Below are 26,518 nucleotides of genomic sequence, written 5' to 3'. Positions count from 1 at the left end.
GGGGGGATAAGCATGTCACGCGTCGCTAAGAACCCCGTTAAGCTGCCAGCCGGTGTCGAAGTCAAATTCGCAGGCCAACAGCTTTCGGTGAAGGGTGCCAAGGGCACTCTGCAACTGAACATCCATTCGTCCGTTGAGATTGTTGAAGAAGCTGGTGAGCTGCGTTTCGCTGCTCGCAATGGTGATCAACAGACTCGCGCAATGGCTGGTACCACTCGTGCGTTGGTAAACAACATGGTCCAAGGCGTAAGCCAAGGCTTCGAGCGCAAGCTCCAGCTGGTCGGTGTTGGTTACAAGGCGCAAGCAAAAGGCACAGTGCTGAACCTGGCTCTTGGCTTCTCGCACCCAGTGGATTATGAACTGCCGGAAGGCATCACCGCTGAGACTCCTAGCCAGACCGATATCCTGATCAAGGGCATCGACAAGCAGCTGGTAGGTCAAGTGGCCGCCGAGATCCGCGACTTCCGTCCACCAGAGCCGTACAAAGGCAAAGGTGTGCGCTACGCGGACGAAGTCGTCCGTCGTAAAGAAGCCAAGAAGAAGTAGGGCATAGCAAATGACCGACAAAAAAGTTACTCGACTGCGTCGCGCTCGCAAAGCACGCCTGAAAATGCACGAACTCGAAGTCGTGCGTCTCTGCGTGTTCCGCTCGTCGCAGCACATCTACGCCCAGGTCATTTCGGCCGACGGCAACAAAGTCCTGGCAAGTGCCTCGACTTTGGATAAAGAACTGCGTGATGGCGCCACTGGCAACATCGACGCGGCCACTAAGGTTGGCCAGCTGGTCGCTACGCGTGCTAAAGCCGCTGGCGTCTCGCAGGTGGCTTTCGACCGCTCTGGCTTCAAGTACCACGGCCGCGTCAAGGCGCTGGCTGATGCTGCTCGTGAAGCTGGGCTGGAGTTCTAAGTTATGTCAAATAACGACCAAAAGCGCGACGAAGGCTACATCGAGAAGCTGGTTCAAGTTAACCGCGTAGCCAAAACCGTTAAAGGCGGCCGTATCTTCACTTTCACCGCGTTGACCGTGGTTGGTGATGGTAAAGGGCGTGTTGGCTTCGGCCGTGGCAAGTCGCGTGAAGTGCCTGCTGCGATCCAGAAGGCAATGGAAGCTGCTCGCCGCAACATGATCCAGGTTGATCTGAACGGCACCACTCTGCAGTACGCAATGAAGTCCGCCCATGGCGCTTCGAAGGTGTACATGCAGCCTGCTTCTGAAGGTACCGGTATCATCGCTGGCGGCGCTATGCGTGCTGTCCTCGAGGTTGCTGGCGTTCAGAACGTTCTGGCCAAGTGCTACGGCTCGACTAACCCAGTAAACGTGGTTCACGCCACTTTCAAGGGTTTGAAAGCAATGCAGTCTCCTGAATCCATTGCCGCCAAGCGTGGCAAAAGCGTCAAGGAGATCTTCTGATCATGGCTACCGTAAAAGTTACGCTGATCAAAAGCATGACCGGCCGCATCCCTAACCACAAACTGTGCGTTAAGGGTTTGGGTCTGCGTCGCATCGGTCACACTGTAGAGGTCCTGGATACTCCCGAGAATCGCGGGATGATCAACAAGGCCTACTACATGCTGCGTGTAGAGGGTTAATCGATGAAACTCAATGATCTGAGTCCAGCGCCGGGTTCCCGTCGCGAAAAGCATCGTCCGGGCCGTGGTATCGGTAGTGGTTTGGGCAAGACCGGTGGCCGTGGCCACAAAGGTCAAACCTCCCGCTCCGGTGGCACCATTGCTCCAGGCTTTGAAGGCGGTCAACAGCCGCTGCATCGTCGCCTGCCGAAGTTCGGTTTCGTTTCCCTGAAGGCCATGGATCGCGCAGAAGTGCGTCTGTCCGAGCTGGCTAAAGTGGATGGCGACATCGTCACCGTGCAGTCCCTGAAGGATGCCAACGTGATCAACCAGAACGTACAGCGTGTGAAAATCATGCTGTCGGGCGAAGTTGCTCGCGCTGTCACCATCGGAAAGGGAATCGGCGCCACCAAAGGTGCGCGTGCGGCTATCGAAGCAGCTGGCGGCAAGTTCGAGGAATAAATGGCTAAGCAAGGTGCTCTCTCTGCGCTCGGCAAAGGCGGTATGTCTGAACTCTGGGCTCGTCTGCGTTTTCTGTTCCTGGCGATTATCGTCTACCGAATAGGCGCACACATCCCGGTTCCAGGTATCAACCCGGACCGACTCGCGGACCTGTTTCGACAGAATGAGGGGACCATTCTTAGCTTGTTCAACATGTTTTCCGGCGGTGCGCTGGAACGGATGAGTATCTTTGCTCTGGGGATCATGCCGTACATCTCGGCATCGATCATCATGCAACTGATGACCGCCGTCAGCCCACAGCTGGAACAGTTGAAGAAGGAAGGTGAAGCTGGCCGTCGCAAGATCAGCCAGTACACCCGCTACCTCACCGTCGTCCTTGCTCTTGTCCAGGCTGTTGGCATGTCCATCGGTCTGGCAGGGCAAGGCGTAGCGTTCACTGGTGACTTTGGCTTCCATTTCGTCGCAGTAACCACGTTTGTGGCGGGTGCGATGTTCATGATGTGGCTGGGTGAGCAGATTACTGAGCGTGGTGTTGGCAACGGTATCTCGATGTTGATTTTCGCAGGTATCGTCGCCGGTCTTCCGAGAGCGATCGGGCAGTCTTTCGAGTCTGCGCGTCAGGGTGACATCAACATTTTTGCCCTGGTTGCGATCGGTTTGCTGGCAGTAGCGATTATCGGTTTCGTGGTGTTCATTGAGCGTGGTCAGCGTCGTATTGCTGTTCACTACGCCAAGCGTCAGCAGGGCCGCAAGGTCTTTGCTGCGCAGACTAGCCACTTGCCGCTGAAGGTGAATATGGCCGGTGTTATTCCGGCTATTTTTGCGAGCAGCATTTTGCTGTTCCCGGCTTCGCTGGGTGCCTGGTTTGGTCAGTCTGAAGGTATGGGCTGGCTGCAGGACATCTCGCAGTCGATCGCTCCTGGTCAGCCGTTGAATATTCTGCTGTTTAGTGCAGGGATTATTTTCTTCTGCTTCTTCTATACGGCGTTGATGTTCAATCCGAAAGACGTAGCGGAAAACCTGAAGAAGTCCGGTGCCTTTATTCCGGGTATCCGTCCAGGCGAGCAGTCGGCGCGCTACATTGATGGCGTTTTGACTCGTTTGACCTTGTTCGGTGCTCTCTATATGACGGCCGTCTGCTTGCTTCCCCAGTTCCTGGTGGTTGCGGCAAACGTTCCGTTCTACCTTGGCGGGACCTCGTTGCTGATCGTGGTCGTGGTTGTGATGGACTTCATGTCCCAAGTACAATCGCACCTCGTTTCGCACCAGTACGAATCCCTGATGAAGAAAGCCAACCTGAAGGGCTACGGCAGCGGCATGTTGCGCTGAGTAGCGTCCATAAGGTTCGAGGAGTTGGTGATGAAAGTTCGTGCATCGGTGAAAAAGCTGTGCCGTAACTGCAAGATTATTCGCCGCGAAGGCGTTGTTCGGGTAATTTGCAGCGCGGAACCGCGTCACAAACAGCGCCAAGGCTGAGTGTGATTGTGCTTTAAGCCCGGCAGCTAGTGCGCTGCCGGGTTGATTATTTGTTATTACAGCGATATTATCTCGCGCCCTATTTCTTGGCTTCCGGGGCGTAGGTAGCTGTCAATTGGAGTCCCACTGAATGGCCCGTATTGCAGGCGTTAACATTCCAGATAACAAGCATACTGTTATCTCGCTGACCTACATCTATGGTGTTGGTCGCACTACTGCACAGAAAATTTGTGCAGTGTCTGGGGTAAACCCAGCGGCAAAGATCAAAGATCTGAGCGACGAGCAGATTGAACAGCTGCGTGGCGAAGTGGCGAAGTTCACCACTGAAGGTGACCTGCGTCGCGAAATCAACATGAAAATCAAGCGCTTGATGGACCTCGGTTGCTATCGCGGTCTGCGTCATCGTCGTGGTCTTCCAGTACGCGGTCAGCGTACCAAGACCAACGCGCGTACCCGTAAAGGTCCGCGTAAGCCGATCCGCAAGTAATCGCCCCAGCGAATCGACAGGAATTTAATCATGGCAAAACCTGCTGCTCGTCCTCGTAAAAAAGTTAAAAAGACAGTGGTTGATGGCATCGCCCACATCCATGCTTCTTTTAACAACACCATCGTGACCATTACCGACCGTCAAGGTAACGCTCTTTCCTGGGCAACCTCCGGTGGTTCGGGTTTCCGCGGTTCCCGCAAGTCCACCCCGTTCGCTGCTCAAGTAGCTGCTGAGCGTGCTGGTCAAGCTGCGCTGGAATACGGTCTGAAAAACCTCGACGTTAACGTCAAGGGTCCAGGTCCGGGTCGTGAATCCGCAGTCCGCGCTTTGAACGGCTGTGGCTACAAGATCGCCAGCATCACCGACGTGACGCCAATCCCGCACAACGGGTGCCGTCCGCCGAAGAAGCGCCGCGTGTAATCCAGGAGATTGTAAAGAATGGCTCGTTACATTGGTCCAAAATGCAAACTCGCTCGTCGCGAAGGCACCGATCTCTTTCTGAAGAGCGGCGTGCGCGCGATCGAATCGAAGTGCAACATTGAAGCAGCACCTGGTATCCACGGCCAACGCCGCGGTCGCCAGTCCGATTACGGCACCCAACTGCGTGAAAAGCAGAAGGTCCGTCGTATCTACGGCGTTCTCGAGCGTCAATTCAGCGGCTACTACAAAGAAGCAGCTGGCAAGAAGGGCGCAACCGGCGAAAACCTGTTGCAACTGCTCGAATGCCGTCTGGACAACGTTGTATACCGTATGGGTTTCGGTTCTACTCGTGCCGAATCCCGTCAGCTGGTATCGCACAAGTCGATCAGCGTTAACGGTCAGACCGTAAACGTTCCGTCCTACCAGGTTCGTGCTGGTGACGTGGTTGCTGTTCGCGAGAAAGCAAAGAACCAACTTCGCATTGTCCAAGCTCTCGATCTGTGTGCCCAACGTGGCCGCGTAGAATGGGTAGAAGTAGACACTGAGAAGAAGTCGGGCGTTTTCAAGAACGTTCCTGCTCGCAGTGATCTGTCCGCCGACATCAACGAAAGCCTGATTGTCGAGCTCTACTCCAAGTAAGGGCTAGAAAATAGGTGCATCCATGCAGATTTCGGTAAATGAGTTCCTGACACCCCGCCATATTGATGTGCAGGTTGTCAGTCCAACCCGCGCCAAGATCACACTCGAGCCTCTCGAGCGTGGTTTCGGCCACACCCTGGGCAACGCGCTGCGCCGCATCCTGTTGTCCTCAATGCCCGGCTGTGCAGTAGTCGAGGCCGAGATTGACGGTGTGCTCCATGAGTACAGCGCCATCGAAGGTGTACAGGAAGATGTAATTGAAATCCTGTTGAACCTTAAAGGTCTGGCTATCAAGCTGCACGGTCGTGACGAAGTTACGCTGACCTTGTCGAAGAAGGGTTCGGGGGTGGTTACCGCTGCCGATATTCAGCTGGATCATGATGTCGAGATCGTTAACCCCGATCACGTAATCGCTAACCTGGCGTCTAACGGCGCCCTGAACATGAAGCTCACCGTAGCTCGTGGTCGTGGTTATGAACCGGCAGACTCGCGTCAGAGCGATGAAGACGAAAGCCGCAGCATCGGTCGCTTGCAGCTCGACTCTTCGTTCAGCCCGGTTCGCCGTATCGCATACGTGGTGGAAAACGCCCGTGTCGAACAGCGTACCAACCTGGACAAGCTGGTTATTGATCTGGAAACCAACGGTACCCTGGATCCTGAAGAGGCCATTCGCCGCGCTGCAACCATCCTGCAACAGCAGTTGGCTGCGTTCGTCGACCTCAAGGGTGACAGTGAGCCAGTGGTTGTCGAGCAGGAAGACGAGATCGATCCGATCCTGCTTCGCCCGGTTGACGATCTGGAACTGACTGTACGTTCGGCTAACTGCCTTAAGGCGGAAAACATCTACTACATCGGCGACCTGATTCAGCGCACCGAAGTAGAGCTGTTGAAGACTCCGAACCTTGGCAAGAAATCCTTGACTGAAATCAAGGACGTTCTGGCCTCCCGCGGTCTGTCCCTCGGCATGCGCCTCGACAACTGGCCGCCTGCAAGTCTTAAGAAGGACGACAAGGCGACTGCCTGATCGTCGTAATCACCGAACGTTGTGTTTGGTAAGGAATGAACCATGCGTCATCGTAAAAGTGGTCGTCACCTGAGCCGCACCAGCTCGCACCGCAAGGCCATGTTCCAAAACATGGCGGTGTCGCTGTTCGAGCACGAGCTGATCAAAACTACACTGCCGAAAGCCAAAGAACTGCGCCGCGTTGCTGAGCCGCTGATCACTTTGGCCAAGACAGATAGCTTGGCTAACCGCCGTCTGGCTTTCGACCGTACTCGTTCGAAAGCTATCGTTGGTAAGCTCTTCAACGACCTGGGCAAGCGTTACGCTACCCGTGAGGGTGGCTACCTGCGCATCCTCAAGTGCGGTTTCCGCGCTGGCGACAACGCGCCTATGGCGTACGTCGAGTTGGTTGATCGTGCTACCAGCGGTGAAGCTGTATCCGCTGAGTAAGTCGGCAACATACAAAAAACCGGGCCTTGTGCCCGGTTTTTTGTGCCCGGTCAAAAAGTGGCAGTCACCTCTGTTGGCTGGTTTGCGCTTGGCAATGCGACAGCATTAGATAATGACTATCGATGTCCATGATTTAATGAATTTGGATACTGTCATTAACATGATCAATACTCCTTTCCAGCCGATTAGCCGGCAGTTTGAAGACCGACCTAGGAAGATTGAGCATGAGCCAGACCAAAACGCTTACGACCGCCAGCGGCGCTCCTGTCGCCGATAACCAGAACTCTCGCTCCGCTGGCCCGCGTGGCCCGCTGTTGCTCGACGACTTCCACCTTATCGAGAAGCTCGCTCACTTCAATCGCGAGAACATTCCCGAGCGCCGTGTACACGCTAAGGGATCGGGCGCTTACGGCACATTTACCGTAACCCGGGATATCACCCAGTACACCAGCGCCAAGCTGTTTGAGTCGGTCGGCAAACAGACCCCGACGTTCCTGCGTTTTTCCACCGTGGGTGGCGAGCGTGGCTCTGCCGATACTGAGCGCGATCCACGCGGTTTCGCCCTGAAGTTCTACACCGAGGAAGGGAACTGGGACATCGTGGGTAATAACACCCCTGTGTTCTTCATCCGCGATCCGCTGAAATTCCCCGACTTTATCCATACGCAGAAGCGCCTGCCCCAAAGCAATCTGAAAAGTGCCCAAATGATGTGGGATTTCTGGTCGCATTCGCCCGAGGCTTTGCACCAGGTCACCATTCTGTTCTCTGATCGTGGCATTCCCGACGGCTACCGTCACATGCACGGCTTCGGCAGCCACACCTATAGTCTGATCAGCGCCGAGGGTGAGCGTCACTGGGTGAAATGGCACTACAAGACCAAGCAAGGGATCAAGAACCTGACGCCGGCTGAAGCTGCACGCCTGGCGGGCACCGACCCGGATTACGCTCAGCGTGATCTGTTCAATGCGATCGAGCGTGGCGATTTCCCGAAGTGGAGCGTCTGCATCCAGATCATGACCGAGGCCCAAGCGGCGGCCCATTACGAGAACCCGTTCGACGTGACCAAGACCTGGTCGCAGAAGGAGTTTCCGTTGATCGAGGTCGGCGAGTTGGAACTCAACCGTAACCCGCTGAACTACTTCGCTGAAGTTGAGCAGGCTGCGTTCGGGCCGAGCAATATGGTTCCAGGGGTTGGCCTTTCGCCAGACCGCATGCTGCAAGGTCGTGTGTTCGCCTACGCTGATGCACACCGCTACCGTGTGGGTACCAATCACCAGCAATTGCCAGTCAACGCCCCGCGCAGCCCGGTCAACACTTACCAGCGCGACGGAGCCATGGCGTTCGGCAGCAATGGCGGTGCAGCACCGAACTACGAGCCCAACAGCTACGTCGAGGCCCCCAAGCAGGCTCCGCGTTATGCTGAACCGGCCCTGGCGCTCGGTGGTTCGGCAGACCGTTACGATCACCGCGAAGATACCGACTACTACAGTCACGCCGGTGCGCTGTTCCGCTTGATGAATGATGCCCAGAAAGCGCTGCTGATCAGCAACATCGCGGGTGCGATGGCCGGTGTATCGGCGGATGTCGTCGATCGTCAGTTGCAGCACTTCTTCAAAGCGGATGTCGCTTACGGTGAAGGCATCGCGAAAGCGTTGGGCGTACAGCTTAACTAAGTCTAAACGAGAAGCAGAACCGCCCTCAATTGGGCGGTTTTTGCGTTATTTAACCGGCTTTTCTCGGATTTTCTTCGCTTTTATTGCGATAGGCGAGTGACCTTGCGGTCAGCTTGGTTCAAACTAGAGCCTTCAAAGCTTGTGGAGATGTAGGGCGATGCAAGGTCACCCAGACGTAATCGATTACCTCAACACGCTGCTGACAGGCGAACTGGCAGCCCGTGATCAATATTTCATCCACTCGCGGATGTACGAGGACTGGGGTTTTACCGAGCTCTACGAACGTATCAATCATGAGATGGAAGAAGAGGCACAGCACGCCGATGCGTTGATGCGCCGGATCCTGATGCTCGAAGGTACGCCACGCATGCGCCCGGATGATCTGGACATCGGTACTACGGTGCCAGACATGCTCGCGGCCGACCTGCGCCTGGAATACAAAGTCCGTGCCGCGCTGTGCAAGGGCATTGAGCTCTGCGAACAGCACAACGATTACGTGACCCGCGAGATCCTGCGCATCCAGCTCAACGACACCGAAGAAGACCATACCTACTGGCTCGAGAAGCAGCTGGGCCTGATCAAGTTGATAGGCCTGGAAAATTACCTGCAATCGCAGTTCTGATTGCAGGGAAAGGGAACGCAGAGCGTCCCAAGCTGCATTCCCACGCGGAGCGTAGGAACGATCAAACAAAAAAGCCCCTGTCATTGATGAGATGACAGGGGCTTTTTCGTGGCCGGGGAAAAATCAGTCCCGGTCACGCTCCAGCAACGGCTTGAGGTAGTAGCCAGTGTACGACTGCTTCATCTCGGCCACTTCCTCGGGGGTACCCACCGCGATGATCTGACCACCCTTGGAGCCGCCTTCCGGCCCCAAGTCCACCAGCCAGTCCGCCGTCTTGATCACATCGAGGTTGTGCTCAATTACCACCACGGTGTTGCCATGGTCGCGAAGGCGATGCAGGACGTCGAGCAATTGCTGGATATCAGCGAAGTGCAAGCCCGTGGTCGGCTCGTCGAGGATGTACAGGGTCTTGCCGGTATCACGCTTGGACAGCTCGCGAGACAGCTTGACCCGCTGGGCCTCGCCGCCGGACAACGTCGTTGCCGATTGCCCAAGCTTGATGTACGACAGCCCCACATCCATCAGCGTCTGGAGCTTGCGCGCCAGGGCCGGCACCGCGTCGAAGAACACCCTGGCCTCTTCGATGGTCATCTCGAGGGTTTCGTGGATATTCTTGCCCTTGTACTTGATCTCCAGGGTTTCGCGGTTGTAGCGCTTGCTCTTGCACACGTCGCACGGCACATAGATGTCCGGCAAGAAGTGCATCTCGACCTTGATCAGGCCGTCGCCCTGGCAGGCTTCGCAGCGCCCGCCCTTGACGTTGAACGAGAAACGCCCTGGGCCATAGCCGCGTGAACGGGACTCCGGCACGCCGGCGAACAGCTCGCGAATCGGCGTGAACAGCCCGGTATAAGTCGCCGGGTTGGAGCGCGGTGTGCGACCGATGGGGCTCTGGTCGATGTCGACGACCTTGTCCAGATGCTCCAGGCCCTTGATGCTGTCGTGGGCGGCGGCCTCCAGGGTCGTGGCGCCGTTCAGGGCCGTAGCGCTGAGGGGGAACAGGGTGTTGTTGATCAGCGTCGATTTGCCGGAGCCGGACACACCGGTCACGCAAGTCAGCAGCCCAATCGGGATGTCCAGGTCAACGTTGCGCAGGTTGTTGCCACGGGCGCCCTTGAGGCTCAGCGACAGCTTCTTGTTGCGCGGCGTACGCTTGGCCGGCACCTTGATCTTCACCCGGCCCGACAGGTATTTGCCGGTCAGGGAGTCGGGATGCGCCATGACTTCGGCGGCTGTGCCTTGGGCAACGATATGCCCGCCATGCACGCCCGCACCCGGACCGATGTCCACGACGTAATCCGCCAGGCGGATCGCGTCCTCGTCGTGTTCGACCACGATCACCGTGTTGCCGATGTCCCGCAGGTGCTTGAGCGTTCCGAGCAGTCGATCGTTGTCCCGCTGGTGCAGGCCAATGGACGGTTCGTCGAGGATGTACATCACCCCCACCAGGCCGGCACCGATCTGGCTGGCCAGGCGAATACGCTGGGCTTCGCCGCCGGACAAGGTATCTGCGCTGCGATCGAGGGTCAGGTAGTCCAGGCCAACGTTCACCAGAAATTGCAGGCGCTCGCGGATTTCCTTGAGGATCTTGTCGGCAATTTCGCCCCGGCGGCCGGTGAGCTTCAAGCCGCCGAAGTAGTCGGTGGCGTCCCCAATTGGCAGGTTGGTCACCGCCGGCAGGGTTTTCTCGCCGACCCACACATGTCGCGCCTCCCGACGCAAGCGGGTACCGCGGCAATCGGGGCAGGGCTGGGTGCTGAGGAACTTGGCCAGTTCTTCGCGCACGCTGGCCGATTCGGTCTCGCGATAACGCCGCTCCAGGTTCGGCACGATGCCTTCGAACGGGTGGGAGCGTTTGACGATATCGCCACGGTCGTTCAGGTATTTGAAGTCGACACTTTGTGAGCCGCTGCCGTGCAGGATGAATTTCTGCTGGTCGGCGGGCAGCTCGTTGAAGGGTTTGTCCAGGCTGAACTTGTAGTGGGCCGCCAGCGACCCGAGCATCTGGAAGTAGTAGACGTTACGCCTGTCCCAGCCGCGAATCGCGCCCTCGGCCAGGGTCAGTTCGCCATTGACCAGGCGCTTGGTGTCGAAGAACTGCTTGACCCCCAGGCCATCGCAGGTCGGGCACGCGCCGGCTGGGTTGTTGAAGGAGAACAGCTTGGGTTCCAGCTCGCTGATGGCGTGGCCGCAGATCGGGCAGGCGAAGCGCGCCGAGAAAATGATCTCCTCGCCGGGCTCGTCGTCCATTGGCGCTACCAGGGCGATGCCGTCGGCCAGCTTCAGTGCGGTCTCGAAGGACTCGGCCAGACGCTGTTGCAGGTCGGCCCGGACCTTGAAGCGGTCGACCACCACATCGATCGAGTGCTTTTTCTGTTTATCCAGCTTCGGCAGTTCGTCCAGTTCGCACAGCTTGCCGTTGACCCGTGCCCGAACGAAGCCTTGGGCGCGCAGTTCTTCGAAGACCATCAGGTGCTCGCCCTTGCGTTCGCGGATGACCGGCGCCAGCAGCATCAACTTGCTGCCTTCGGGCTGAGCCAGCACCAGGTCGACCATCTGGCTGACGGTCTGGGCTTCCAGCGGGATGTCGTGGTCGGGACACCGGGGAATACCGACCCGCGCATACAGCAGGCGCAGGTAGTCGTAGATCTCGGTGATGGTGCCGACGGTTGAGCGTGGGTTGTGGGAAGTCGACTTCTGTTCGATGGAAATCGCCGGCGACAGGCCTTCAATGGTGTCGACGTCGGGTTTTTCCATCATCGACAGGAACTGCCGGGCGTAGGCCGACAGCGATTCGACATAGCGCCGCTGGCCTTCAGCGTACAGGGTGTCGAAGGCCAGGGATGATTTGCCGGATCCGGACAGGCCGGTGATGACGATCAGCTTGTCCCGTGGCAGGGTCAGGTCGATGTTCTTCAGGTTGTGGGTACGGGCCCCACGAATCAGGATCTTGTCCAAAGTGGCCTCGCTCGGCGGGCGTCGAAAACGTAGGAGTATACGGGCAAATACTGGATGGATGCACACTATTGAAAGTGAGTTTGCAGTCATACATGAAGACTGCGCGGCAAACGGTCGCGATATACCCCCTCAATCGATGGGACTGGTAGAATCGCCGCCGGTTCACACGAGGTTTTTCCATGCACGATCCCCACAGCGAACGCATGAGCAGCGGCGAGACACGCGCAGCAAGCGGCCTGGCTCTTGTGTTCGCCTTCCGTATGCTGGGCATGTTCATGGTGTTGCCGGTGCTGGCGACCTATGGGATGGATCTGGCAGGCGCGACCCCGGCCCTCATCGGGTTGGCGATTGGCGCGTACGGCCTGACCCAGGCGATTTTCCAGATCCCGTTCGGGGTCATTTCCGACCGCATAGGCCGGCGTCCCGTCATCTACCTGGGCTTGATTGTCTTCGCCCTGGGCAGTGTGCTGGCGGCCAATGCCGATTCGATCTGGGGCGTGATCGCCGGACGCATCCTGCAAGGCGCCGGGGCGATTTCCGCAGCCGTCATGGCTTTGCTGTCGGACCTGACCCGCGAACAGCATCGGACCAAGGCCATGGCCATGATCGGCATGACGATCGGTCTGTCGTTCGCCGTCGCCATGGTCGTCGGGCCGTTGCTGACCCGCTCCTTTGGCTTGTCGGGGCTGTTTCTGGTCACGGGGGGCATGGCGCTGGTGGGCATCCTGATCGTGGCGTTCATGGTGCCGCGCTCCACCGGGCCGTTGCAGCACCGCGAATCAGGGGTGGCTCGCCAGGCGCTGATGCCGACGCTCAAGCACCCGGACCTGCTGCGTCTGGACCTGGGCATCTTCGTGCTCCACGCCATGTTGATGTCCAGCTTCGTTGCCTTGCCGCTGGCGCTGGTGGAGAAGGCCGGCCTGCCCAAGGAGCAGCACTGGTGGGTTTACCTGACTGCGCTGCTGATTTCGTTTTTCGCCATGATTCCGTTCATCATCTACGGCGAGAAGCGACGCAAAATGAAACGAGTTTTGCTCGGCGCCGTCGTGACGCTGATGCTCACTGAGCTATTCTTCTGGCAGTTCGGCGACAGCCTGCGGGCCCTGGTGATCGGCACAGTGGTGTTCTTCACCGCGTTCAATCTGCTGGAGGCGTCGCTGCCGTCGCTGATCAGCAAGGTTTCACCGGCGGGAGGCAAGGGCACGGCGATGGGGGTTTACTCCACCAGCCAGTTCCTCGGTTCGGCGTTGGGCGGGATCCTCGGCGGCTGGTTGTTCCAGCATGGCGGTTTGTCGGTTGTGTTCCTGGGATGCGCCGCGCTGGCTGCACTTTGGCTGGTCTTTGCTGTTACCATGCGCGAACCTCCGTATGTGACGAGCCTGCGCTTGCCGTTGTCGCCCGAAGCCATCCGCGAAGCAGGCCTGACCGAGCGCCTTAAGGCCGTCGTTGGAGTAACCGATGCAGTGGTGGTCGCCGACGAAGCGGCCGTTTATATCAAACTGGACACCGAATTATTGGATCGCGCGACGCTCGAGCGCCTGGTGAACAACCCGGCCCCGACCACGTGCGAAGCCTAGGAGAACGTTATGGCCCGTGGGGTTAACAAAGTCATATTGGTCGGTACTTGCGGCCAGGATCCCGAAGTTCGCTACCTGCCCAATGGCAACGCTGTGACCAACCTGAGTCTGGCGACCAGCGAACAGTGGACCGACAAGCAGACCGGCCAGAAGGTCGAGAAGACCGAATGGCACCGCGTGTCGATGTTCGGCAAGGTGGCCGAAATCGCCGGCGAATACCTGCGCAAGGGTTCGCAGGTGTACATCGAAGGCAAGCTGCAGACCCGCGAGTGGGAAAAAGACGGCATCAAGCGCTACACCACCGAAATCGTGGTCGATATGCAAGGCACCATGCAACTGCTGGGCGGTCGTCCACAGGGTGACCAGCAGCAAGGTGGCAACAACTACCAGCAGGCCGCTCCACGCCAGCAGGCGCCTCGCCCGCAGTCGGCGCCTCAGCCACAGCGTGAACGCCCAGCGGCTCCGCAACAGGCCGCGCCGCAACCGGCTCCGGATTTCGACAGCTTTGATGACGATATTCCGTTCTAAAGCCGCTGGAAGCTCCAGGCAGCGAGCTTCAAGCTAAAAACAAAACCGCGCTTCGGTTTACGAGGCGCGGTTTTTTTTAGCCTTGGATTTGCCGCTTGAGGCATGACTCAGTGGCGGGCAGCCAAAAACTGTTCAGTGCTCACCACATTCGCATAGGCAAAACCCAGGGCCGACATGAAGGCCGCATGTACGTGAGCCGCCGGGACGACGAGCCCATTGAATTCCAGATCGCGGCTGGCACAAGCATCGTGAATCACCGTGACCTCATAGCCCATGTCCGCCGCCGCCCGGGCGACCCCGTCGATGCACATGTGGCTCATGCTGCCGACGATCACCAGATGCTTAATGTCGTGGCGGTCAAGGATGGCTTGCAATTGGGTTTCGCGAAACGAGTTGACGAAGTGCTTGAGCACCACCGGTTCGTCGGCGCGGTTGAGCACTTTGGGATGCAGTTGCGCACCTTCAGAGCCTGGGGTGAAGAACGGTGCGGAATCGGAGGTGAATTCGTGGCGGATGTGCACCACCTGATCCGCTGCCTGGCGAAAGGCTTCGATCAGTCTGGCGGCGTTATCGGCGGCCGCTTCGGCACCGACCAATGGCCATTTTCCCTGGGGGAAGTAGTCGTTCTGGATATCGACTACGATGAGCGCTTGCTTGGACATAAGGCTTCCTCGATCAGTGGGGTCTGAAGCCAGTATTGGCTCATGCCACCGGTTTCAGAATGGGCCGTAACGACAATAAGCGAGGGAAAACTGACAATGACGCAGCAAAGGGCAGTCGCTGAACTCGGGGTGCTCATCTACCCCGGCGCGCAACTGGCGGCGGTGCATGGCTTGACCGATCTGTTCGCCGTGGCGCAGCGGATTGCCGACGAGCAAGCCAGTTCTCAGTTGCCGCGCCTGCGGGTCAGTCATTGGCGAGCGCAGGAGGGAGAAGTGCCGACCCGGGTGTTCGAGAGTTTCGCCGGTCCTCAGGGCAGGCTGGTTGCGCTGCTGATTCCACCGTCCATCGCCGGTTTCAGTGAGGGGCTGGTGTCGCAGGCGCTGATGACCTGGTTGCGAGCGCGGCATGCCGACGGCACGGTGCTGGGTGGTGTGTGTGTCGGTTCGATTCTGTTGGCCGAAAGTGGCCTGCTCGATGGGCGCAGCGCCACGACCCACTGGACCTCGGCCAAGACCTTTGCCGCGCGTTATCCGAAGATCAAGCTCGACGCTGATAAACCCATCGTCGACGATGGCGACCTGATTACCACGGCCGGGCTGATGGCCTGGTCAGAGCTGGGGCTACGACTGGTGGACCGCCTGCTCGGCCCCAGCATCGCCACGCGCACGGCGCAGTTTCTGGTGATCGAACACAGCGACAGCGCCAGCCAATGTGGCAGTAACTTTGCGCCCATCCTCGGACACGGTGACGCGGCCATTCTCAAGGTCCAGCACTGGTTGCAAGGCAGCGGCGCAGTGGACGTTTCCCTCGGCGCCATGGCCGAACAGGCCGGGCTGGAGGAACGCACCTTCCTGCGCAGGTTTCGCGCCGCCACCGGGCTCAAGCCCACCGAATACTGTCAGCACTTGCGCGTCGGCAAGGCCCGGGAAATGCTGGAGTTCACCAATGGCACCATCGACCACATTGCCTGGACGGTGGGGTATCAGGACCCGGGGGCTTTTCGTACGACGTTCAAGAAAATTACTGGGTTGGCGCCCAGTGATTATCGGGCGAGGTTTGGGGTCAGCCCGATGAATGCGCCAAAGTAGTCTCAATCCCTCGCCACCGGGGCTGTTACCGGCGTAGCCGTCGTGCAATTTGCCGGATGTCCTCAGGGTGTCGTGCAGAATGAAACAGGCCCGGTGCTATCAATCCTCCCTCAGACGCCCGTTTCGTTGCTCGTCCTGGCTCGCAACACCGTTGGCCTGATCTCTGCACCCCTTTACCTAAAGCCATCGAGCGCAGTTAAAAGGGCACCGCATGACGACGGTCAATCGCAACAAACTGGTAGTGGATCATTCGATTAACCCTCACGCGCCGCTTCATGAAGTCGAAACCAATCGGGCGCTGGCCCGCTGGCTGGCGCAGATTCTCGGCCTTGAATACGGCGGCAGTTATGACCAACAGCATCATGCTGGCCATGATCTGTACTTGCTGCCCACGCAAACCGTCATAGGTGCCGAAGCCGCCCTGCGCTTGGGCGTCAAAGGGCCGGAGGATCTATGGGGCGGTTACGTCGAGCATGATTTTATCTGCACCAAGGCAATCACCCACGGTCTGTTGAACAGGCACGCGGTCGCGCCATTGGGCTGGTCACCGCTGTTTGCCAAGTTGACCCGGGGTGCGGTGCTCGATGGCGTGACGGTATTTGCGCTCCAGGACGCGCGCCAGGCGGCCGAGCACCTGCTGTACACCGGAGCGATCCGCTTCAAGCCTATCCATGCCTGTGCCGGACGCGATCAGCGAGTGATCAAGAGTCTGGCGCAATTCGATGAAATCGCCGCCGGCCCCGAGGCTCAAGCGCTGTTTCGCGACGGTGTGGTGCTTGAGCAGAACCTCGAACAGGTCAAGACCCAGAGCGTCGGCCAGAGCTTCATCAACGGCAAGGTCTTGAGCTATTGCGGTGTGCAACATCTGACGCGGGACAGTGAAGGGCTGGAGGTTTACGGCGGCTCGGACCTGTTGGCGGTGCAGGGCGGCTATATTGAATTGCTCAAGCTTGAGCTGCCCGACGATGTGCGTGAGGCGGTGCGGTTGGCGCAGGTGTTTGACGATGCCGCCAATCAGGCTTTTCCAACGTTCTTTGCCTCGCGGCGCAACTACGACATCGCCCAGGGCATTGACGTCAGTGGTCAGCCTCGCGGTGGTGTGCTGGAGCAGTCATGGCGCATGGGCGGGGCCAGCAGTGCTGAGCTCGCGGCGTTGCAAGCATTCACTGAGGACCCTTCGTCCAGCGCGGTTCGTGTGTCCTCGGTGGAGACCTACACTGACCAGCCGCTGCCCCTTGGGGCCAGGGAGGTCTATCGCGGCCCGGCGCACAATGGTGACTTTCTTCTTAAATACGTAACGGTTCATTACTATGACGGCTAGAAGCGAAACCATTCAGATCGAGATCGACGACGAATACATGAACGGCACCTTTCTGAGCCCTAAATCGAAGGTTCCAGGGGTGTTGTTCGTCCACGGTTGGGGCGGTAGCCAGGAGCGTGACCTGGAACGCGCCAAAGGCATTGCCGGCCTGGGTTGCGTCTGTCTGACCTTTGACTTGCGCGGGCATACCGGCGGGGCTGGCATTCCGTTATCCCGGGTAACCCGGGAAGATAACCTGCGGGATTTGCTCACCGCCTATGACCGGCTGCTCGCCCATCCAGCCTTGGACACCTCGGCGATCGCCGTGGTGGGCACCAGCTATGGCGGTTACCTGGCGGCGATCCTGACGTTGCTGCGGCCAGTGCGCTGGCTGGCTTTGCGAGTGCCGGCGCTGTATCGCGACGAGCAATGGCACACGCCCAAGCGTGACCTGGACAAGACTGACCTGCTGGATTATCGCAGTACCCTGGTGCACGCCGACACCAATCGCGCCTTGCATGCGTGCTCGCAGTTCACCGGTGATGTGTTGCTGGTGGAATCGGAGACCGACGACCATGTGCCCCACGCGACGATCATGAGCTACCGAGCGGCGTGCCAGCAGACCCATTCGCTGACGCACCGGATCATCGACGGCGCCGACCATGCCTTGAGCGACCCAGTGTCCCAACAGGCCTACACCTCAATCCTGGTGGACTGGATCACCGAGATGGTAGTGGGTGAGCGGTTGAGCATTATTCAGGCGCGGTGATTGCGCTGTGTTCATGCGGGCCTTATCGCGAGCAGGCTCGCTCCCACAGGAGATCTTTGGTGGACAGGAATCCTATGTTCGCCGCAGATCAATTGTGGGAGCGAGCCTGCTCGCGAAGAGGCCCGCTCAGACAACCCATAACTCAGAACCTTGTCACTTAGGCCCCGGCTTGACCCGCAATGCCTTGGCCTTCGCCTCGATCACCAGGTACATCACCACCGTGATCAACAACGGCAAGATGAAGTAGATCGCTCGATAGGCAATCAGCCCCGCCAGCAGGCTGCCACGAGAAACCTCGTGCTGCAGCAGGGCAATGAACACCGCCTCCAGCACCCCCAATCCCGCCGGAATGTGCGTGATGACCCCGGCAATGCTGCTGATCATCAGCACCCCGAGCACCACCGGATAATCCAGCTTGCCCGGCAGCAGGGTGAAGATCACCGCCGCCATCAGCGACCAGTTCAACGCCCCCAGCGCCAGTTGCAGCCCCGCCATGCGCAGCGACGGCAGGTTGATTTCCATGCCGCGGATGGTCCAGGCCCGACGTTTGGAAAACCGACAGGCCACCAGATAACCGGCACTGATGCACAGCAGCAGCACGCCCACGCCTTGCAGCGCAGTGCTGCTCAGTTTCCAGCCTGGTGGCATCGTCACCAGGCCACTGCTGAACACCACCCCGGCCAGGGTCATGTAGCCGAACCAGTTCGTGGCCAGGCTCAGGCCGAGGATCTTGGCGATGTTCCCGTTGCTGACCCCCAGCCGTGAATACAGCCGGTAGCGCATGGCGATGCCGCCGACCCAGGCACTGAGGTTCAGATTGAAGGCGTAGCTGATCACCCCCACCGGCAATATCTGCCGCCAGCCCAGTTTCTGCCGTATGTAGGTGCGGCCGATCAGGTCGTAGCAAGCGTAAGTGATGAAACTGGTAACGGTGAGCGCAGCGGCAATGAGCAACGTGCGCAGTTTGAAGTCCGCCAGGGTCGCGAACACTTCGGCCCAGTCAATGCGCCGGGCCAGGGCAGTGAACAACACGATCAGCAGCAGGAAGAAGGCCAGGGTCAGTGGGCGTTTCCAGCGGCTCCAGCGTGATTTGGGTTTGCTGTGTTCGGCCGCGTGGGCATCAGATGCGTGGGCATCACTTGGCGCCGTGTGCGCGTCAGAGTGGTTCATGGGGTTCGCTCCGAACCGCCGTGGGCGGCGAAAAAGGTTTCAGGCGCGGCTTATGGGCTGGCAGCCAGCCGGCCCAGGCCGGAAAGTGGCGCAGGAAGTGAAACACCATGAAGCCGATGGTCATGCGCCACAGCAGGCCCCGAGGGGCAGGGTTGGCCGGCATGACGGTGCAATGGTTGCGGCTCAGATCATCGAGGCGCTCGAACAATTCACGGTTGAAGGCCCGGTCGCGGATCAGCACATTGGCTTCCAGGTTCAGGGACAGGCTCAGGGGGTCGAGGTTACTTGAGCCCACCGTGCTCCAGTCCTCATCCACCAAGGCGACTTTGCCGTGCAACGGCCGTTCGCAATACTCGTAGATCACCACGCCGGCCTTGAGCAGATAGTTGTACAGCATCCGCGCTGCGAGCTTGGCGATCATCATGTCCGGCTGGCCCTGCAGGATCAGTCGTACTTCCACGCCACGCCGCGCGGCATTGCGGATCTCGCGCAGCAGCCGGAAACCGGGGAAGAAATAGGCATTGGCAATGACCACGCGTCGCTGGGCGCTGCGCAATACTTGCAGGTACACCTCTTCGATGTCGGTCTGATGCTCATGGTTGTCGCGATAGACCAGCCGCACCTGACCGTCATGATCGTTGAAGGCCAACTCGTTGCGGCGGCTGCGGCGGCGTTGCCACCAATATTTGGCCCGGCTGGGCCGACCGCTCTGCAACAGCGCGAAGTGATGGATATCCACCACCGCCGGTCCTTTGACCTCCACGGAATAATCCTGCTTGGCCTCGGGACCGAAGTCGCCCAGATGGTCTGCGGAAAAATTGATCCCGCCGATAAACGCGATCACACCGTCCACCACGACGATCTTGCGGTGCAGGCGCCGGAACCAGTTGGTGCGGATGCCCAGGTGCCGGGGTGCGGGATCGAATATCTGCAAACGCACCCCGGCGTCGCTCAATGTCGCCAGAAATTCCGGGGTCAGCTCGCCGCAGCCAAAACCGTCCAGGCTGACGGTGATGCGCACGCCACGTCCGGCCGCGTCCACCAACAGGTCCCGTAGTTCGATACCGACTTTGTCCTCGAACAGAATGAAGGTCTCAAGGAGGATTTCCTTTTCGGCCCGGCGTATGGCCTCAAAGACCCTGGGAAAATACTCCTCGCCGTTCTCCAAAAGCGTGACCCGGTTATTGCCGTGCCAACCGTACTCGATGTCCACCAGCGCCGGATTGCGCTCGGTCGGCGGAACCTCTACCTGTTCCACCGTCGCCTTGTTCATAGTCGCGCTCATAATTCGATCTCCACCGAAAGCGGTGCATGGTCGGAAAGGTGCGACCAGGGGCGTACGTTCAATACCTTGGGATGACGGGCCTTGAGGTTGCGCACGTAGATGCGGTCCAGACGCAGGACCGGCAGGCGCGCCGGAAAGCTGCGGGCCGGCTTGCCCCATTGCTCGGCGAACACCTCCCGCAGGCCGCTGGGTTCAAGCAGCTCGCTGGCTTTGCCGCGCCAGTCATTGAAATCCCCGGCGACGATGACCGGCGCCTCGGGCGGCAGTTCGCTCAAACGCTGGCAAAGCAGTTTCAATTGCTCGACACGATGCCCCTCGCGCAACCCCAGGTGCACGCAGATGGCGTGGATTTCCCGCTCATCGCCGCCCGGCAGACGCAGCACGCTGTGGAGCATGCCGCGGCTTTCATGGCCGCTGATAGACACGTCCAGGTTGTCGTGGCGAATGATCTGGAATTTGGACAGCAATGCGTTGCCATGGTCCCCCGCCGGGTACACCGCGTTGCGCCCGTAGGCGAATTGTGGCCAGAGGCTATCGGCGAGGAATTCGTATTGCGGCATGCTCGGCCAGTTGGAATAGCGCTGCGGGTGGTGTTCGTGGGTGCCGTGGACTTCCTGCAAGAACACCACGTCGGCGGACACACTGCGCACCGCCTCGCGCAGTTCCGGGAGGATGAAGCGCCGGTTCAGGGCGGTGAAACCTTTATGGGTGTTGACCGTCAGGACGGTGAAGCGATTGATCCGGTCGAGGTCTTGCGTCCGTTCCTGGGTTGGATCGCGGGTCGTTTCGGTGAACTCCGGGATGCTCATGGCAATACCCCCTCGGCCGGGCGCTCGCCGGGCGTGGTGGCCAGGTCCTTGTCCAGGTCGAAGTGCTCCAACAAGTGACGCGCGTCATAGGGCGCACGGACTTTGATGTCATTGTCGAAATAGCAGAACACCTCCCGGCTCTTGCGGGCGCGGGGTTTCTTTTTCGGGTCGATCAAATGGGCATCGCGCGGTTGTGTGCCGTGGCTCCAGGCCTCGATCCGCTCGCCCCAGCGTTTCAAGGCCGCATCGGTGTAGCCGCTGGCGTATAGCTCCTCGGCTCCGTGCAGGCGCAAGTACACGAAGTCGCTGGTAACGTCTTCGCGATACGGCCATTTTCCCGCGGTGTCAGCGATCACCAGTGCCACGTCGTAGCGTTTGAGCAAGGTGATGAAGTGTGGATCGATAAAGCTTTCATGACGGATCTCCACCGCGTGACGCAGCGGCCGCTTCTTGTCGGCCTGGGTGCTGGCGTGGCCGTTCAGGCGCGGTTCGTGCTCCCGGGCCAGGGCGGCGGCATCTTCAGTGTTGTGGGGCAGTTGCTTGAGAAAGTCTTCGAACAACTCGGGATCGAATTTGAAACTGGGAGGAAACTGCCAGAGGATCGCGCCGAGTTTCTCCTTGAGCTCCAGCACGCCGGAAGCGAAGAAATTGGCCAGCGGCTTGTGAATGTCCCGAAGACGTCTGATGTGGGTGATGAAACGCGGCGCCTTGACGCTGAAGACGAAGCCGGGCGGGGTCTCGGCGTACCACTGGGCATACCGTTCGGGGCGTTGCAGGGCGTAGAACGATCCATTGATTTCGATGCTGTTGACCGCTCGCGAGGCGAATTGCAATTCCCGTTTCTGGGTCAGCCCCTTGGGGTAGAAATCCCCCCGCCAAGGCGTATAACGCCAACCGGAAATGCCAATGTGGATCGCCGTCATGTGTCCCTCCCGTGCCAATGACCTCGTACCGCCTGTGTCTTTTGATGACTGTCGCGCGGGGTAGAAAGTTTCGATGGAGTTACCGACGGTGAGGGCAGGTGAAGTCCTGCAGTCTTGTTCGCTGTGTTTCAGTAGTTGCTGAATGGGGCCCCCAGCGCAGATCAAATGTGGGAGCGAGCCTGCTCGCGATGAGGTCCGTCCAGACACCCTCAACTTCTCTGGATCAGCTTGTTCCTTACCTCAGTCATGCCCTGCGCATCCAGCTCCAGCCACACATGCTGTTTGCCCGCGATCTGCGCCGCCGCCGGCAGGCCATCGCGATACACCAGCCGATTGCTCGCCAGCGCCGGTACTTTCGCTCCCGGCAACAAGGTGCCGGCCAGGTTCAGCGGGTCGACACCGCACACCGCGACCAGGGCGCCGTCGCTGGGGCGGCGGCGCACTTCCCGCAGCAATGGAATGGCTTCGGGCAGGGCGAATTGCTCGCCCGCCAGGCCGCTGACAAAACGTCCGCCACGAATCTCTCCCCGCGCCTCCAGGCGATGAAACGTGCGCAGTAACTCGCGCCAGCTCGGCAACCAATCCGCCTCCCGCTCCAACAGGCGCCAGAACACCACGCCATAACGGCGCAGCAAGGTCATGGCGATGTGTTCGAGGGTGTCGGGTGGTATCGCCGCTGGCCGGTTTCCTTCCTCGGGCTCTGGTGTGCTACGGCGTAACAAGGCCCAGCGCCCGGCATCGTCCATGCCGCCAACGAATGCCCCGCGCCCGCGCCGACTGCTGCGCGCCTGGCGCTTACTGGCAGGGGTGATCAACGCGCGCAACCCGGCGAAGCTGTCGGCATTTACCAGCCCGGCGCCTACCAGTTCCTGTAGCGCGATTTCCAGTTCGCTGCGCAGCAAGTGCGCCTCGTGCAACAACTCATCGAAAAACAGCGCGCCGTGTTCGCTGAGGGCCTTATGGACTTTTTGCGTCTTGGGTGACAGCTCGCTGGGTGGGGTCTGTTCAGTCAGGCTGCTCCAGAGGGCGACCTGATTGCGCGGCAGCAACACAATCGGCGTGCTGCGCAAGGCGCTGGAAGATTGCTTCTGACGAGCGCTCAGGCGCGTCCACACCAGCTTGCCGCTGCGGCACAGCTCATCGAGCCAGCTCGGGGAATAGTCCTTGATCCGCGCCGGCAACAGGTCGCTGTCCCACGCCGAGGCGGCGGCCGGATAGCCTTCGAACTGACTGATGATCGACGGCAGCACCGCGTTGCCCCGGCCTTGGGTGGACGGCGACAGATGCTGCCAGTCGAACAGGAACCGCATGAAATCCTGCAACATCACCGGCTCGATTTCCCGGCGCAGGCGCTTGACGGTGTAGCGGTGGATACGCGCCAGCAAATGCCGCTCGCACCATTCTTCCTGTCCGCTGCCGGGGGTGAATCGGCCACGCAGCACGTAGCCTTGCTGTTCCAGTTGCGCCAGGGCCTGGGTGATGGGCGGGGGCGTTAGCCCCAGCGGGTAGGCGATGGCCTCCAGCGGCAGTGGACCAAAGGCGCTGAGCCGCGCGCGCAGTACCTCCACCATGGCCTCATCGCGGTCCCAGGGTTCATCGAAACCCGCCAGCGGCGTCAGCGGCGGTCGCCATTGAGCCTGTGGATAAATGGCTTGCAGACACGTCAGTCGTTCCAGCGCCACCCACACACCTCGTTCGGCGCTGATCTGTACATGACTGGCGCGGCCGCGCTCGGCCAGGGCCTGCAGCCAGTCCAGCCTCGACGGCTGAGCACCTGCCTCGCTGTCGGCGATGCAGGCCAGGCTCATCAGTGCTTCGTGCATTTCATCGAGGTTGGTGGGGGCCGGCCAGGCTTCGTCCCGTACCGCCTGGATGGCGTCGGCGTCGAGTGCACCGAGGTCGTCGGTAGACTGCGGGTCGCTCCAGCGCCGGTTGATCACCGCTTGAGTGCGGCGTTCTTCCAGCGGGGCGTCGTCGAGAAAGGTGTAGGGCCGGGCGCTGAGGATTTCCGCCGCCAGGGGCGAGGGCGCCGGCAGATCGCGGCTGATCAGACGAACCTCGCCGGCTTCCATGCGCCGCAACAGCGTCAGCCAGCCTTCGCTGTCCATGGCTTCGTGCAGGCAGTCGTCGAGGGTCTGTTCCACCAGTGGGTGATTGGGAATTTCCCGTTCGCCGGCGAGGTTCTCCAGGCAGGCGATCTGGTCCGGGAATACGCTGGCGATCAGGTCTTCGCTTTTCATGCGCTGGATCTGCGGAGCGACTTTGCGTCCGCCCGAATAGCGCGGCAAGGCCAGGGCGACACTGGCATTCCAGCGCCAGCGCACGCCGAACAGCGGCGCATCCAGCACGGCCTGGATCAATATCTGTTCGGCACTATGGCTATTGAGATAGCGCCAGACCTCGTCCAGCTCGAAGCTGTGGCTGGTGGACAGCGACAGCACGATGGCGTCTTCGCTGGCGGCGGCCTGCAATTCGAAATTGAAGGTGCGGCAGAAACGCTTGCGCAGGGCCAAGCCCCAGGCGCGGTTGATGCGGCTGCCGAACGGCGTATGGATGATCAGTTGCGTGCCGCCGGACTCGTCGAAAAACCGCTCCATCACCAGTGTGTCCTGGGACGGCAGGGCGCCGAAGGCCAGGCGTGCCGGGGCCAGATAGTCCACCAGTTGTTCGGCACTGGCCAGGTTCAGTTGCAAGGTGCCGGTCAGCCAGTCGAGGGCCGGTTGCAAGTTGCCCGGCGTGGCACCGAGCAGTTGGTCCAGTTGGGCTTGCAGGCGGGCTACCGCCAGGGACAACTCGGCGCTGCGGCCAGGGGCTTCGCCAAGCCAGAACGGAATGGTCGGCGGCTGGCCCTGGGCGTCCTCGACCCGCACCCGACCGGTCTCCACGCGAATGATGCGGTAAGAGGTATTGCCCAGTTGGAACACGTCGCCGGCAATGCTCTCCACGGCGAAGTCTTCGTTGACGCTGCCGATGTTCAATCCTTGGGGTTCGAGCAGCACGCTGTAGTCGGCGTTGTCCGGGATAGTGCCGCCGCTGGTCACGGCGGTCAGCTTGCTGCCCCGGCGCCCGCGCAGGGTGCGGGTGACGGCGTCGCGATGCAGGTACGCACTGCGCACGCCCTGACGACCATTGAGGCCCTCGGCGAGCATGTGCAGCAGCGCCTGATAGTGGCCGTCGTCCAACTCGGCATAGGGCGCGGCGCGGCGAAAGGTTTCCAGCAGCGCCTGTTCCGGCCATTCCTGGCAACTGACCTCGGCGACGATCTGCTGGGCCAGCACATCCAGTGGCGCCTTGGGGATGTGCAGAATGTCCAGCTCTCCCCGGCGCACGCAATCGAGCAGGGCGACGCATTCGATCAAGTCGTCGCGGGTGGTGGCGAACAGGCGTCCCTTGGGCGTGCCGCCAACCTGATGGCCCGAGCGGCCGACCCGTTGCAAAAACGCCGAGATCGACCGCGGCGAGGCGATCTGACACACCAGGTCGACGTCGCCGATATCGATGCCCAGTTCCAGGGACGCGGTGGCGATCAACACCTGCAACTCGCCGCGCTTGAGCCGTTGTTCGGCGTCGAGGCGAAACTCCTTGGCCAGGCTGCCGTGGTGAGCGGCCACGGCGTGCTTGCCCAGGCGTTCGCTCAAATGACGGCTCAGGCGTTCGGCCAGTCGCCGGGTGTTGACGAAAATCAGGGTGGTGCGGTGTTCCCGGGCCAGTTCGGCGAGGCGGTTGTAGACCAGTTCCCAAACATCATTGGCCATCACCGCCGAGAGCGGCACGGGTGGCACTTCTATGTCCAGGTCCCGGGGGCGGGCGTGGCCGATGTCGACGATTTCACAGCTGCGCCCCTGGCCAACGAGAAAACGCGACACCGCTTCGATGGGTTTTTGCGTGGCGGACAGACCGATGCGCATCAGCGGTTCGGCGCACAGCGCTTGCAAACGCTCCAGGCTCAAGGCCAGGTGACTGCCGCGCTTGCTGGCGGCGATGGCGTGGATCTCGTCGACAATGACGGTGCGGGTGCTGGCGAGCATTTGCCGGCCGGAATCGGAGCCGAGCAGCACGTAAAGCGATTCGGGAGTGGTCACCAGAATATGCGGCGCGGTCTTGCGCATCGCTGTGCGGTCTTTTTGTGGCGTGTCTCCGGTGCGCACGGCGGTGGTGATGTGCAACGGCGGCAGGCCCATCTGCCGCAATTGTTCGGTAATGCCGGCCAGTGGGTTTTGCAGGTTGATCTGGATGTCGTTGCTCAGTGCCTTGAGCGGCGAGACATAGACCACCAGGGTCTGGTCCGGCAGACCGCCCTGTTCCAGGCCTCGGTGTACCAGGTCATCCAGTACGGCAAGAAATGCCGTCAGGGTCTTGCCCGATCCCGTGGGCGCAGCCACCAGGGTCGAACGGCGCTGCCCGATCAACGGCCACGCCCGGGCCTGAGCGGCCGTGACCGCCGGGAATGTCTGGCTGAACCAGGCGCGAACGGCGGGATGAAAGCCTGCCATGGCGTGGTCGGCTGGGAAGGGCAGATTCATGTGGGCAGTTATGCGGGTGGGATGGGGAAGATGCAAGTACCTCTGAGCGATGCCTGGCCTGGGAGGGCCTCATCGCGAGCAGGCTCGCTCCCACATTCGACCGCATTCTTTCTGAAGAGACTCG

At 60.1% G+C, this 26,518-nt stretch carries 26 protein-coding genes; 19 read left to right on the top strand and 7 right to left on the bottom strand.

The features are described 5' to 3' along the window. Positions 1-12 precede the first annotated feature (12 nt). The 14 genes from rplF (at position 13) to bfr (ending at position 8,801) form a co-directional block, all read left to right on the top strand. Complete coding sequence (gene rplF, locus QOM08_RS25165; protein WP_003186039.1) at positions 13-546, top strand: 50S ribosomal protein L6; 534 nt, start codon at positions 13-15, stop codon at positions 544-546. A gap of 10 nt (positions 547-556) precedes the next feature. Next, on the top strand, positions 557-907 hold the full coding sequence (rplR, locus tag QOM08_RS25160; protein WP_003186037.1) for a 50S ribosomal protein L18: 351 nt from the start codon (positions 557-559) through the stop codon (positions 905-907). Between the two features lie 3 nt (positions 908-910). Then, complete coding sequence (gene rpsE / locus QOM08_RS25155) at positions 911-1,411, top strand: 30S ribosomal protein S5 (RefSeq protein ID WP_003186035.1); 501 nt, start codon at positions 911-913, stop codon at positions 1,409-1,411. A gap of 2 nt (positions 1,412-1,413) precedes the next feature. Then, positions 1,414-1,590, top strand: coding sequence for a 50S ribosomal protein L30 (rpmD, locus tag QOM08_RS25150; protein ID WP_003186033.1), 177 nt, complete (start codon positions 1,414-1,416; stop codon positions 1,588-1,590). Positions 1,591-1,593: 3 nt separating this feature from the next. Further along, the gene (rplO, locus tag QOM08_RS25145) at positions 1,594-2,031 is read left to right on the top strand and encodes a 50S ribosomal protein L15 (protein WP_003186032.1); all 438 of its coding nucleotides are present in this window, start codon (positions 1,594-1,596) and stop codon (positions 2,029-2,031) included. Continuing rightward, the gene (gene secY / locus QOM08_RS25140; RefSeq protein WP_047229771.1) at positions 2,032-3,360 is read left to right on the top strand and encodes a preprotein translocase subunit SecY; all 1,329 of its coding nucleotides are present in this window, start codon (positions 2,032-2,034) and stop codon (positions 3,358-3,360) included. Between the two features lie 30 nt (positions 3,361-3,390). Then, the gene (gene rpmJ / locus QOM08_RS25135) at positions 3,391-3,507 is read left to right on the top strand and encodes a 50S ribosomal protein L36 (protein WP_002555468.1); all 117 of its coding nucleotides are present in this window, start codon (positions 3,391-3,393) and stop codon (positions 3,505-3,507) included. Between the two features lie 130 nt (positions 3,508-3,637). Beyond that, entirely contained in the window at positions 3,638-3,994 is a 357-nt protein-coding gene (gene rpsM / locus QOM08_RS25130; RefSeq protein ID WP_047229770.1) for a 30S ribosomal protein S13, read from the top strand. 30 nt (positions 3,995-4,024) lie between these two features. Further along, the gene (rpsK, locus tag QOM08_RS25125) at positions 4,025-4,414 is read left to right on the top strand and encodes a 30S ribosomal protein S11 (protein ID WP_002555466.1); all 390 of its coding nucleotides are present in this window, start codon (positions 4,025-4,027) and stop codon (positions 4,412-4,414) included. A gap of 18 nt (positions 4,415-4,432) precedes the next feature. Then, on the top strand, positions 4,433-5,053 hold the full coding sequence (gene rpsD, locus QOM08_RS25120; RefSeq protein ID WP_003176404.1) for a 30S ribosomal protein S4: 621 nt from the start codon (positions 4,433-4,435) through the stop codon (positions 5,051-5,053). Between the two features lie 22 nt (positions 5,054-5,075). Then, positions 5,076-6,077 carry a DNA-directed RNA polymerase subunit alpha gene (locus QOM08_RS25115; RefSeq protein WP_003186012.1) on the top strand — a complete coding sequence of 334 codons (1,002 nt, stop codon included), beginning with the start codon at positions 5,076-5,078 and terminating at the stop codon, positions 6,075-6,077. Between the two features lie 42 nt (positions 6,078-6,119). Beyond that, a complete protein-coding gene (rplQ, locus tag QOM08_RS25110; RefSeq protein WP_003186009.1) occupies positions 6,120-6,506 on the top strand; it encodes a 50S ribosomal protein L17 in 387 nt (128 codons plus the stop codon). Between the two features lie 224 nt (positions 6,507-6,730). Beyond that, positions 6,731-8,179 (top strand): catalase, encoded by a 1,449-nt coding sequence (locus tag QOM08_RS25105; RefSeq protein ID WP_076383443.1) that lies wholly within the window; start codon positions 6,731-6,733, stop codon positions 8,177-8,179. A gap of 157 nt (positions 8,180-8,336) precedes the next feature. Next, complete coding sequence (bfr, locus tag QOM08_RS25100) at positions 8,337-8,801, top strand: bacterioferritin (RefSeq protein WP_025215751.1); 465 nt, start codon at positions 8,337-8,339, stop codon at positions 8,799-8,801. Positions 8,802-8,924: 123 nt separating this feature from the next. On the opposite strand, the gene uvrA is transcribed toward bfr, so the two are convergent. After that, the gene (uvrA, locus tag QOM08_RS25095) at positions 8,925-11,759 is read right to left on the bottom strand and encodes an excinuclease ABC subunit UvrA (protein ID WP_047229768.1); all 2,835 of its coding nucleotides are present in this window, start codon (positions 11,757-11,759) and stop codon (positions 8,925-8,927) included. A 179-nt stretch (positions 11,760-11,938) separates the two neighbouring features. Here uvrA and QOM08_RS25090 point away from each other — a divergent pair, with 179 nt between their 5' ends. Further along, a complete protein-coding gene (locus tag QOM08_RS25090) occupies positions 11,939-13,336 on the top strand; it encodes an MFS transporter (RefSeq protein WP_188251918.1) in 1,398 nt (465 codons plus the stop codon). A 9-nt stretch (positions 13,337-13,345) separates the two neighbouring features. Further along, positions 13,346-13,864: a single-stranded DNA-binding protein gene (locus tag QOM08_RS25085; RefSeq protein ID WP_047229766.1), complete on the top strand. Its 519-nt coding sequence runs from the start codon at positions 13,346-13,348 to the stop codon at positions 13,862-13,864. Between the two features lie 107 nt (positions 13,865-13,971). Here QOM08_RS25085 and QOM08_RS25080 read toward each other — a convergent pair whose 3' ends face one another. Continuing rightward, positions 13,972-14,526: a cysteine hydrolase family protein gene (locus QOM08_RS25080; protein WP_188251919.1), complete on the bottom strand. Its 555-nt coding sequence runs from the start codon at positions 14,524-14,526 to the stop codon at positions 13,972-13,974. A 96-nt stretch (positions 14,527-14,622) separates the two neighbouring features. Between QOM08_RS25080 and QOM08_RS25075 the strand changes: the two genes are divergently transcribed. From QOM08_RS25075 to QOM08_RS25065, 3 genes are all read left to right on the top strand, one after another. Then, positions 14,623-15,615 (top strand): GlxA family transcriptional regulator, encoded by a 993-nt coding sequence (locus QOM08_RS25075; protein WP_107321779.1) that lies wholly within the window; start codon positions 14,623-14,625, stop codon positions 15,613-15,615. A 211-nt stretch (positions 15,616-15,826) separates the two neighbouring features. After that, positions 15,827-16,936, top strand: coding sequence for a DUF3182 family protein (locus tag QOM08_RS25070; RefSeq protein ID WP_188251920.1), 1,110 nt, complete (start codon positions 15,827-15,829; stop codon positions 16,934-16,936). Next, complete coding sequence (locus tag QOM08_RS25065; RefSeq protein WP_047229762.1) at positions 16,926-17,684, top strand: alpha/beta hydrolase family protein; 759 nt, start codon at positions 16,926-16,928, stop codon at positions 17,682-17,684. Before QOM08_RS25070 ends, QOM08_RS25065 begins: the two co-directional genes overlap by 11 nt. A 153-nt stretch (positions 17,685-17,837) precedes the next feature. Here QOM08_RS25065 and QOM08_RS25060 read toward each other — a convergent pair whose 3' ends face one another. The 5 genes from QOM08_RS25060 to QOM08_RS25040 all read right to left on the bottom strand — a co-directional run bounded on the left by QOM08_RS25060 (position 17,838) and on the right by QOM08_RS25040 (position 26,394). Next, a complete protein-coding gene (locus QOM08_RS25060) occupies positions 17,838-18,854 on the bottom strand; it encodes a lysylphosphatidylglycerol synthase domain-containing protein (protein WP_160893667.1) in 1,017 nt (338 codons plus the stop codon). Next, positions 18,841-20,139 carry a cardiolipin synthase ClsB gene (gene clsB / locus QOM08_RS25055; protein ID WP_047229760.1) on the bottom strand — a complete coding sequence of 433 codons (1,299 nt, stop codon included), beginning with the start codon at positions 20,137-20,139 and terminating at the stop codon, positions 18,841-18,843. Before clsB ends, QOM08_RS25060 begins: the two co-directional genes overlap by 14 nt. Next, positions 20,136-20,948, bottom strand: coding sequence for an endonuclease/exonuclease/phosphatase family protein (locus QOM08_RS25050; protein WP_076383448.1), 813 nt, complete (start codon positions 20,946-20,948; stop codon positions 20,136-20,138). The genes clsB and QOM08_RS25050 overlap by 4 nt, the downstream gene beginning before the upstream one ends. Further along, on the bottom strand, positions 20,945-21,871 hold the full coding sequence (locus QOM08_RS25045) for a DUF72 domain-containing protein (protein ID WP_047229758.1): 927 nt from the start codon (positions 21,869-21,871) through the stop codon (positions 20,945-20,947). The genes QOM08_RS25050 and QOM08_RS25045 overlap by 4 nt, the downstream gene beginning before the upstream one ends. A 209-nt stretch (positions 21,872-22,080) precedes the next feature. Beyond that, positions 22,081-26,394 carry a DEAD/DEAH box helicase gene (locus QOM08_RS25040; protein ID WP_188251921.1) on the bottom strand — a complete coding sequence of 1,438 codons (4,314 nt, stop codon included), beginning with the start codon at positions 26,392-26,394 and terminating at the stop codon, positions 22,081-22,083. Between the last annotated feature and the right edge of the window lie 124 nt (positions 26,395-26,518).

Source organism: Pseudomonas sp. P105, from assembly GCF_032614175.1.
Taxonomy (GTDB): Bacteria; Pseudomonadota; Gammaproteobacteria; order Pseudomonadales; family Pseudomonadaceae; genus Aquipseudomonas; species Aquipseudomonas rhizophila.
This window is presented reverse-complemented; position numbering and strand designations above follow the sequence as displayed.

What these genes read in the sequence shown, in the direction of transcription:
- rplF (WP_003186039.1), top strand. Translation starts at nt 13, where the DNA reads ATGTCACGCGTCGCTAAGAACCCCGTTAAGCTGCCAGCCGGTGTCGAA.
- rplR (WP_003186037.1), top strand. Translation starts at nt 557, where the DNA reads ATGACCGACAAAAAAGTTACTCGACTGCGTCGCGCTCGCAAAGCACGC.
- rpsE (WP_003186035.1), top strand. Translation starts at nt 911, where the DNA reads ATGTCAAATAACGACCAAAAGCGCGACGAAGGCTACATCGAGAAGCTG.
- rpmD (WP_003186033.1), top strand. Translation starts at nt 1,414, where the DNA reads ATGGCTACCGTAAAAGTTACGCTGATCAAAAGCATGACCGGCCGCATC.
- rplO (WP_003186032.1), top strand. Translation starts at nt 1,594, where the DNA reads ATGAAACTCAATGATCTGAGTCCAGCGCCGGGTTCCCGTCGCGAAAAG.
- secY (WP_047229771.1), top strand. Translation starts at nt 2,032, where the DNA reads ATGGCTAAGCAAGGTGCTCTCTCTGCGCTCGGCAAAGGCGGTATGTCT.
- rpmJ (WP_002555468.1), top strand. Translation starts at nt 3,391, where the DNA reads ATGAAAGTTCGTGCATCGGTGAAAAAGCTGTGCCGTAACTGCAAGATT.
- rpsM (WP_047229770.1), top strand. Translation starts at nt 3,638, where the DNA reads ATGGCCCGTATTGCAGGCGTTAACATTCCAGATAACAAGCATACTGTT.
- rpsK (WP_002555466.1), top strand. Translation starts at nt 4,025, where the DNA reads ATGGCAAAACCTGCTGCTCGTCCTCGTAAAAAAGTTAAAAAGACAGTG.
- rpsD (WP_003176404.1), top strand. Translation starts at nt 4,433, where the DNA reads ATGGCTCGTTACATTGGTCCAAAATGCAAACTCGCTCGTCGCGAAGGC.
- QOM08_RS25115 (WP_003186012.1), top strand. Translation starts at nt 5,076, where the DNA reads ATGCAGATTTCGGTAAATGAGTTCCTGACACCCCGCCATATTGATGTG.
- rplQ (WP_003186009.1), top strand. Translation starts at nt 6,120, where the DNA reads ATGCGTCATCGTAAAAGTGGTCGTCACCTGAGCCGCACCAGCTCGCAC.
- QOM08_RS25105 (WP_076383443.1), top strand. Translation starts at nt 6,731, where the DNA reads ATGAGCCAGACCAAAACGCTTACGACCGCCAGCGGCGCTCCTGTCGCC.
- bfr (WP_025215751.1), top strand. Translation starts at nt 8,337, where the DNA reads ATGCAAGGTCACCCAGACGTAATCGATTACCTCAACACGCTGCTGACA.
- QOM08_RS25090 (WP_188251918.1), top strand. Translation starts at nt 11,939, where the DNA reads ATGCACGATCCCCACAGCGAACGCATGAGCAGCGGCGAGACACGCGCA.
- QOM08_RS25085 (WP_047229766.1), top strand. Translation starts at nt 13,346, where the DNA reads ATGGCCCGTGGGGTTAACAAAGTCATATTGGTCGGTACTTGCGGCCAG.
- QOM08_RS25080 (WP_188251919.1), bottom strand. Translation starts at nt 14,526, where the DNA reads ATGTCCAAGCAAGCGCTCATCGTAGTCGATATCCAGAACGACTACTTC.
- QOM08_RS25075 (WP_107321779.1), top strand. Translation starts at nt 14,623, where the DNA reads ATGACGCAGCAAAGGGCAGTCGCTGAACTCGGGGTGCTCATCTACCCC.
- QOM08_RS25070 (WP_188251920.1), top strand. Translation starts at nt 15,827, where the DNA reads ATGACGACGGTCAATCGCAACAAACTGGTAGTGGATCATTCGATTAAC.
- QOM08_RS25065 (WP_047229762.1), top strand. Translation starts at nt 16,926, where the DNA reads ATGACGGCTAGAAGCGAAACCATTCAGATCGAGATCGACGACGAATAC.
- QOM08_RS25060 (WP_160893667.1), bottom strand. Translation starts at nt 18,854, where the DNA reads ATGAACCACTCTGACGCGCACACGGCGCCAAGTGATGCCCACGCATCT.
- clsB (WP_047229760.1), bottom strand. Translation starts at nt 20,139, where the DNA reads ATGAGCGCGACTATGAACAAGGCGACGGTGGAACAGGTAGAGGTTCCG.
- QOM08_RS25050 (WP_076383448.1), bottom strand. Translation starts at nt 20,948, where the DNA reads ATGAGCATCCCGGAGTTCACCGAAACGACCCGCGATCCAACCCAGGAA.
- QOM08_RS25045 (WP_047229758.1), bottom strand. Translation starts at nt 21,871, where the DNA reads ATGACGGCGATCCACATTGGCATTTCCGGTTGGCGTTATACGCCTTGG.
- QOM08_RS25040 (WP_188251921.1), bottom strand. Translation starts at nt 26,394, where the DNA reads ATGAATCTGCCCTTCCCAGCCGACCACGCCATGGCAGGCTTTCATCCC.